This window comes from Sutterella seckii (assembly GCF_009183815.1).
GTDB classification, from domain to species: domain Bacteria; phylum Pseudomonadota; class Gammaproteobacteria; order Burkholderiales; family Burkholderiaceae_F; genus Sutterella; species Sutterella seckii.
Genome location: NZ_WEHX01000107.1, coordinates 1 through 7256 on the forward strand (window position 1 = coordinate 1; position 7256 = coordinate 7256).

The following is a 7256-nucleotide window of genomic DNA, read 5'->3' on the forward strand; positions in this document are numbered from 1 at the left end:
CAGCGGCGGCCGGGGCGGCAGCCTGGGGCTGGGGAGCAATGGCAATCGTGCTCTGCACGGGCTGCGCAGGGGCGCTCGTACGATTGACGATGCGCACGCGATCCTCGCCTTCCGTGATTTCCAGTTCGGCCACGCCGCTTTCGCTCACGAGGTCAATGAGTGTCTTGAGTTTACGCAGATCCATATTCTTGATGACGGTTGGTTGCAGAGGACGAGCCTTGAGGGGCGGCCGGGGATGGCGAGCTTTGAAGCGCTGCGCACCTTCCGGATTCCGGACCCGCAAAAGAGGAAAAGGCCGCGTCCGCGGCCTCAAAACGCTCTAATGAATGCTCATCAGCGGACAAATTATTCTAATTCTGAGGAAACGGCATTCACCTTGTCAAAGGTTTTTACATATGCCCCGAGACCTTTCTTTCGGGAAATTGCCGCTATCGGCTTGGAAAGAGGCATATTTCCGGGAATTCCGGAAGCTCAGAATACGTTTGCAGTTTATTGATTGCACGATTCTCCGGAATGCCCTTAATGAGCTAATCCTTTTCTTCCGGAAGGATGACATTCGGACTCTTTTCCGAAGCAGAGGGCTTCGAGTTCCTCCGGACCCGCACTCCCGAGCGCTTCGGCTTCTCTCTGCCATTCGTCGGGCTTCTCGGGCGCGGGAAGCGTTGTGCCGAAAGGAACGACGCGGATGAGGATCTCCTCCCCGTCGATTTCGGTGAGAAGCGTGAAGGCTCCCTTATGCCGGCGCATGAAGGCGGTCGGGTAGGACGCTTCAAAGGGTTCGGCCATGAGGCCGGCATTGAGGAGCGTAATGGCGGCATCCTTTTCGCTTTCGCCCCGGGCGACGGTTTCGGGAAGCGAATTCTCCGTGGCAGCGCCCGAGAGCACGACGCCGACGAGCCTGAGCCCGAGTTCGGGCACGCGGCGCATGAGGGAGAGCGCCGCGCGGCGCTTCCGGAGAAGCGTTTCCGCGTGGGCATCGGGCGCAAACAAGGCCTGCCAGCGGCGGATTTCGCTTGCGACCAGCTTTTCGTCGGGAGATGCGCCGCAGAAGTCCCTGGCGGCGCGGAAGGCTTCCTTCCAGGTTCTGAGGTCGGCGCAGATGAGGCGGGCGGCGAACGCGGCGGCTTCGCGGCCTTCGCGAACAGAATTTTGCGGCATGGCGAACCTTCGTCAAAATAAGGAGTCCCGGATGGAAAGCATTCTACGAGGAAGAACGCAGCTCTCCGGCGGATGGGCGAAAATGCGCTTCAAAGAAAAAATCTCTTGAGTGAGAGGCCATTCATGCATATTCATATTCTCGGCATCTGCGGCACCTTCATGGGCGGCGTCGCGCAGCTCGCGCGCGCAGCAGGCCACCGCGTCACCGGGTGCGACCAGAATGTTTACCCGCCGATGAGCGACGCGCTTGCCGCGAACGGAATCGAAATTACCCAGGGCTACGGCGCTGAGCAGCTTGAGCTTTCGCCCGACCTCTGGGTCGTGGGAAATGCCATTTCCCGCGGGAATCCGCTCCTCGAAGCCATTCTCAATGTGGGGCTCCCCTATACCTCGGGCCCTCAGTGGATGAGCGAAAACATCCTCCAGGGCCGCGAGGTGCTCGCCGTTGCCGGCACGCACGGGAAGACCACGACCACGTCGATGCTCGCCTGGATTCTGAAGGAAGCGGGCTTGAACCCGGGCTACCTCATCGGGGGGCTCCCCTGCTGGGGTGAAAAATCGGCCGAACTCGGAGACCCTTCCGCTCCCTTCGTCATTGAAGCGGACGAATACGACACGGCCTTCTGCGACAAGCGGAGCAAATTCGTGCACTACCGTCCAAGGATCGCGATTCTCAATAATCTCGAATACGATCATGCGGACATCTTCCCCAATCTCGCGGCCATTGAAACGCAGTTCCATCATCTGGTGAGAATCATGCCGGGCGAAGGAACGGTGATCGCGAATGCGAAGAGTCCGGCGCTCGACCGGGTTCTCGCGCGCGGCTGCTGGTCGCGGCTTGAGCGCTTTAATGCGGATTTCGGCGCTGAGAACGGGTGGTCCCTCTCGGAGGGCGGCGAAGCCGCTTTCGAAGGCGAGGCCGTCGGGCGCATTGAAATCGCCATGCCGGGGCGCTACAACGAACTGAATGCGCTCGCGGCCGTAGCTGCGGCGCATGCCGCAGGCGTCTCGCCCGAAGCGGCGATTGAGGCCTTGAAGCGCTTCCCCGGCGTTCACCGCCGTCAGGAAGTGCGCGGCGAAGAGTACGGCTGCGTCGTCATCGACGATTTCGCGCACCATCCGACCGCCATTCGCGAGACGATTGAAGGCGTTCGCTCGAAGTACCGCGGCAGACGCGTTCTTGCGGTGCTTGAACCCCGGAGCAACACGATGAAGCTCGGCACCATGAAGGGCGAGCTCGCCGGAGCGCTCAGGGACGCGGACGAAATCTTCTGCTTCGCGGGCGCGGGCGTGCGCTGGTCGCCCGAGGAAGCGCTCGAGGCGCTCGGAAGCCGCGCCTTCGTGACGCACGACTTCAATGTCCTCGTTGACACGGTCGCGGCGGAAGCGAAGCCCGGCGACGTCATTCTCTGCATGAGCAACGGCGGCTTCGGCGGCATTCACGGGAAGCTCCTCGCGAAGCTCGCCGAGAAGGCCGTCCGCCTTCAGGGAATCCGGGAATGACTGAAGTCAAGCCTCTTGCCGTCTATCTTCACGGCTTCCTCTCCTCTCCCGGCTCAGCGAAGGGCCGGGAGCTCCATGAGGAAGCCGTCTCCTCGGGCTGGGATTTTCTGGCTCCCGACCTGAATCTCTCCCCTAGGGAAGTTGACCGGCTCCTTATCGGCCTGATGGATTCAGTTCCGGAGGAAAGACGGCGGCGGACCCTGGTTCTCGGCTCCTCCCTCGGGGGCTTTTATGCGCTGAGGCTCGCCCGCCGCTTTGCGCTTACGGCGGCTACGGTCAACCCTTGTCTCAATCCCTGGGAATTCGTTGCCGGGCAGACGGGAGAGCGGGAGGTTTACGGAACCGGCAGAAAAGTCTTCGTCAGGGAAACGTTTGCCGACGAACTTCTCGCCTTAAGCCGTGAAGTTCCGCCAATCCCCCGGGATCCCGCTGATGCGCTGACGCTTCTCTCAACCGCCGACGAAGTGCTCGACTACCGGCTTGCGAGAAAGGCGCTCAGTCAGTCGCCCGCGATCCTTTCCGTCGGCGACGATCATCGGATGCAGCGATTCGCGCGCTATCTTCCTGCGGTGAGAGCCTTCTTTGAAAGGCGGATGGCGGCAAAAGTTCGGGCACAATAACGCCCTCAGGAAATTTCAAAGAATTTAGTTTTCCGGCGTTCACCTCCGATACGGGCGATAAGGGCGCGGGATGCAGGTTTAATCGTTATGTATCTCTATTTTGAAGATGACGGCGCCTTCAAGGCGGGTACGGTGCTCTCTCAGGCGGGAAGCGCCTATCAGGTGGAGCTCACTACCGGCCGCCGCAGCAAGATCAAGGCGTCGCACGTCTTTTTCTCCTTTGAGTCTCCCTCGGCGTCGGAGCTGATTGCCCGGATTCCGGAGGCGGCTGCGGAGCTCGATCCCGCCTTCCTCTGGGAAGCCGCGCCTAAGGAGGAGTTTTCCTACCTCGACCTCGCTCAGGAATACTGGGGCGAAAATCCCGGTCCTGTCGAAAAGGCGGCGCTCATTACGACGCTCCATGCGAATCCGGTCTATTTCTACAGGAAGGGCCGCGGCGTCTACCGGAAGGCTCCGGAAGACATTCTTCAGAAGGCGCTCGAAGCCCTCGAACGCCGTCGTCGTCAGGAAGAGCAGAAGAAGGCCTGGATCGAGGAGATGGTCGAAGGGAAGCTCCCCGAGGCGATCGGACGCCAGGCGCTCATGCTCCTCGTTGCGCCCGACAGGAATTCGATCGAATGGAAGGCGCTTTCCGACGCCGCTGCCGAAACGCGGCAGACGCCGCTTCGCCTCATGCTGGCTCTGGGCGGCATCGCCTCGCCCTGGCGCTGGCATGTCGACAGCTTCTATGCGGCCAATTTCCCGCGGGGCCGCGGGTTCCCGGCGGACCTCCCCGAACCCCCGAAAAATGCCTGGGATGATCTTCCCGTTGCAGAGGTTGACGCCTTCTCCATCGACGATTCCGACACGACTGAAGTCGACGACGCGGCGAGCGTGAAGCACCTCGAGGGCGGCGTCACGCGCGTGGGCATTCATATCGCTGCTCCTGCTCTCATGATCGAGCGCGGCTCGCGCCTTGACGACGTCGCCAAGGCCCGCATGAGCACCGTTTATGCACCGGGCCTCAAGACGACGATGCTTCCGGAAAACTGGATCAAGGCGGCGTCCCTCGATGAAGGCGTGATGGTTCCGTGCCTCTCGCTTTACGCCTGGGTGAAGGACGATACCTTCGCCGTCGAAAAGACGGAGACGCGGCTCGAGCGCATTGCGCTCAAGGCCAACCTCCGCTACGACAAGATCGACGACCTTGTGACCGAAGAGGCCATTCAGGAAGGAAAGCTTGAGATTCCCTTTGCGGACGACATCATCTGGCTCTGGCACTTTGCGAAGCACCTCCAGAAGGGCCGCGAGGAAGTGAGGGGCCGCCCCGAACCCGTCGGCCGCGTCGACTGGTTCTTTGCGCTCGAGGGTGAAGGCGAAGACGCCGTCATTCACGTGCGCGGCCGCCGCCGCGGCGCACCGCTCGACCTCCTTGTCGCTGAACTCATGATTTTTGCGAACAGCACCTGGGGGCTCTGGCTCGAGGAGCACGATACCGCCGGCATCTACCGCTCCCAGAGAATGGGGCGCGTGCGCATGAGCACTTCTCCCGGACCGCACGACGGTCTCGGCGTTCTGCGCTATGCCTGGAGCACTTCTCCCTTGCGCCGCTACGTCGACATGGTCAACCAGCGTCAGATGATTGCGGTCCTCAAGGGGGAGCCGCCCGCCTACGCGAGAAACGATGTCGATCTCTTCGCCATCGTGAGTCAGTTCGAAAACATCTACGGGCTCTATTCCGACTTCCAGACCCGGATGGAGCGCTACTGGTCGCTGCGCTGGATTCTCCAGGAAGGCCTGAAGACCATTGAGGCGATCGTCGTCAAGGGCGACCTGGTGCGCATCGACCGGCTTCCCTTCATGCAGCGCGTGCCGGGGCTCCCCGAGGATCTCCCGCGCGGGCGGAAGGTTGAGCTTCGCATCCTCGGCTGCGATCTCGTGGATCTCGTGATGGATGCTCAGCTCGTGCGCATTCTCGACGACGCTCTGACGCCCGAGGAAGAAGGCGCGCTTGAAGAGGCGCTCGATGATGCGCAGGATGAGGCTCTCTCAGAACAAGCGCCCGAAGACGCTGCAGAAACGGCTGCTTCCGAGGCTTCTGAGAAGCCCGCGGAGGCTCCTCAGTCCTGACGGGAAAGCCTCTTTTCCCAAAAGAGAGGATTTCTTTCACCGGCGTCATATCCGTGTGATAACCTCTCGAGCGAATTTCTGCACCCCTCAGAGCGGCTCCTTCTGAAGGCAATTCAGAGGAGCCTTTCGCCGGGGAATTTTTGCGGCGTGCGTGCCGGCCGAAATTTTTTCCTCCACGCGCGACGCCAGCAGTCCGAATCAACCGCTTAAAGCCCAATCAGGGGGAGCTGACAATGAGCCGTGAGGAAGAAGCCGGAAAGCTCATTGAAGAGGACGAAAGCACGCCGACGCTCGATTCGGATGAAGCGAGCCGTGCGCTCGCGCGCGTCGAGCAGATCCTCGAAGAAGATGAGGACAAGGCGAAGGCGCTTGCAAAGGCGCGCGGCGGCGAGCACGAAGAGGCGCGTCCCATTACGCCCGAAGCGGCGCAGGAACTGAGGGACATCCTTGAGCCCCTCCATCCTGCCGACATCGCCTGGGTGCTCGAGGCCCTGCCGCTCGATGACCGACTGGCCGTCTGGAATCAGGTTCAGAGCGAATCTGACGGCGACATTCTTCTTGAAGTCAACGAGGGCGTCCGCGAAACCCTGATCGACGCGATGGATCGCGACGAGCTCGTCGACGCGGTCGAAACGCTCGATACCGACCAGATCGCCGACCTGGTGGACGACCTCCCGCCCGACGTGATGGCGGAGGTTCAGGAAGGGCTTTCGCACGAAGAGCGCGCACAGTTGCGCGCCGCCATGTCGTACCCCGAGGAATCGGTCGGTGCGCGCATGGACTTCGAGATGGTCTCGATCCGTGAGGAAGTAACGGTCGACATGGTGCTCCGGTATCTGAGGCGCTTTAAGACGCTTCCCGACCATATGGACCAGATCTTCGTCGTCGACCGCCTCGGAAGGCTGAAGGGCACGCTCTCTCTCGTTGAGATGCTCACGAACGATCCGGCGAAGCAGGTGAAGCGCATCATGCAGACGGAAGCCTTCACGCTTAATCCGCTCGATTCCGCGAGCGACGCCGCGCAGGCGTTCGAGCGCTACGACCTCGTGAGCGCGGCGGTGGTGGATGAAGCGGGCCGCTTGGTCGGCCGACTCACCGTCAACGAAGTGGTCGACGTGATCCGTGAGGAAAGCGAGGAAGACGCCTTCGGTGCGGTCGGTCTTGATGACGAACAGGATATCTACGGGAGCGTCTGGTCTTCGGCCAAGAGCCGCTGGCTCTGGCTCGGCGTCAACCTCTGCACGGCCTTCTTTGCTTCGCGCGTGATTTCCGCTTTCGACGGCACCATTGAGCGCGTCGTGGCGCTCGCCGCCCTGATGCCGATCGTGGCCGGCATGGCCGGCAATTCCGGCAATCAGACGCTCACGCTCCTCGTGCGGTCGCTCGCCATGGGTCAGGTGACGGTCGCCAACACCATCGACATCTGGAAGAAGGAGATCGGCGTCGCCTTCATCAACGGCATCATCTGGGGATGCATTGCCGGTGCCTGCGCCTGGGCGCTCTACTGGGATTCGCCGCAGGGGCGGCTCCTCGGCTGCGTGATGGCGCTCGCGATGTTCTTCAATATTCTTCAGGGCGCGGTCGTCGGCATGGCGGTGCCGCTCATTCTGAAGCGCCTCGGGCGCGACCCGGCGATGGGCGGGTCGGTGCTCCTCACCTTTACGACGGACTCCGGGGGCTTCCTGATTTTCTTAGGTCTCGCAACGATCTTCTTTGCGCATTAAGAGAGTCAGAACAAAAGCGGCACTTCGATGGAGCGCCGCTTCGCGTCGTGTGCCCGGCATGGGCGATTTCTATAGGGTGAAAGTCCCGATGAGCAGGAGGTAGTGCCAAGCTCACAGCCAGAGGCAAGGGTGTCCGTCGTGA

The 7256-nt window shown here is 61.6% G+C and carries 5 protein-coding genes and 1 pseudogene; 4 read left to right on the top strand and 2 right to left on the bottom strand.

Annotated elements, in window-relative coordinates:
• Positions 1-184, bottom strand: a pseudogene (locus GBM95_RS10425) (acetyl-CoA carboxylase biotin carboxyl carrier protein); the annotation flags it as partial.
• Positions 185-519: 335 nt separating this feature from the next.
• Positions 520-1158, bottom strand: a complete 639-nt coding sequence (locus GBM95_RS10430) for a hypothetical protein (RefSeq protein ID WP_193222668.1) — start codon at positions 1156-1158, stop codon at positions 520-522.
• Between the two features lie 123 nt (positions 1159-1281).
• Between GBM95_RS10430 and mpl the strand changes: the two genes are divergently transcribed.
• The 4 genes from mpl (at position 1282) to mgtE (ending at position 7114) form a co-directional block, all read left to right on the top strand.
• Complete coding sequence (gene mpl, locus GBM95_RS10435) at positions 1282-2661, top strand: UDP-N-acetylmuramate:L-alanyl-gamma-D-glutamyl-meso-diaminopimelate ligase (RefSeq protein WP_152159034.1); 1380 nt, start codon at positions 1282-1284, stop codon at positions 2659-2661.
• Positions 2658-3281: a YqiA/YcfP family alpha/beta fold hydrolase gene (locus tag GBM95_RS10440; protein ID WP_152159035.1), complete on the top strand. Its 624-nt coding sequence runs from the start codon at positions 2658-2660 to the stop codon at positions 3279-3281. Before mpl ends, GBM95_RS10440 begins: the two co-directional genes overlap by 4 nt.
• 87 nt (positions 3282-3368) lie before the next feature.
• Complete coding sequence (locus tag GBM95_RS10445) at positions 3369-5390, top strand: ribonuclease catalytic domain-containing protein (protein WP_152159036.1); 2022 nt, start codon at positions 3369-3371, stop codon at positions 5388-5390.
• Positions 5391-5623: 233 nt separating this feature from the next.
• On the top strand, positions 5624-7114 hold the full coding sequence (gene mgtE, locus GBM95_RS10450; RefSeq protein ID WP_152159037.1) for a magnesium transporter: 1491 nt from the start codon (positions 5624-5626) through the stop codon (positions 7112-7114).
• Positions 7115-7256 lie beyond the last annotated feature (142 nt).

What these genes read in the sequence shown, in the direction of transcription:
- mgtE (WP_152159037.1), top strand. Translation starts at nt 5,624, where the DNA reads ATGAGCCGTGAGGAAGAAGCCGGAAAGCTCATTGAAGAGGACGAAAGC.
- GBM95_RS10445 (WP_152159036.1), top strand. Translation starts at nt 3,369, where the DNA reads ATGTATCTCTATTTTGAAGATGACGGCGCCTTCAAGGCGGGTACGGTG.
- mpl (WP_152159034.1), top strand. Translation starts at nt 1,282, where the DNA reads ATGCATATTCATATTCTCGGCATCTGCGGCACCTTCATGGGCGGCGTC.
- GBM95_RS10430 (WP_193222668.1), bottom strand. Translation starts at nt 1,158, where the DNA reads ATGCCGCAAAATTCTGTTCGCGAAGGCCGCGAAGCCGCCGCGTTCGCC.
- GBM95_RS10440 (WP_152159035.1), top strand. Translation starts at nt 2,658, where the DNA reads ATGACTGAAGTCAAGCCTCTTGCCGTCTATCTTCACGGCTTCCTCTCC.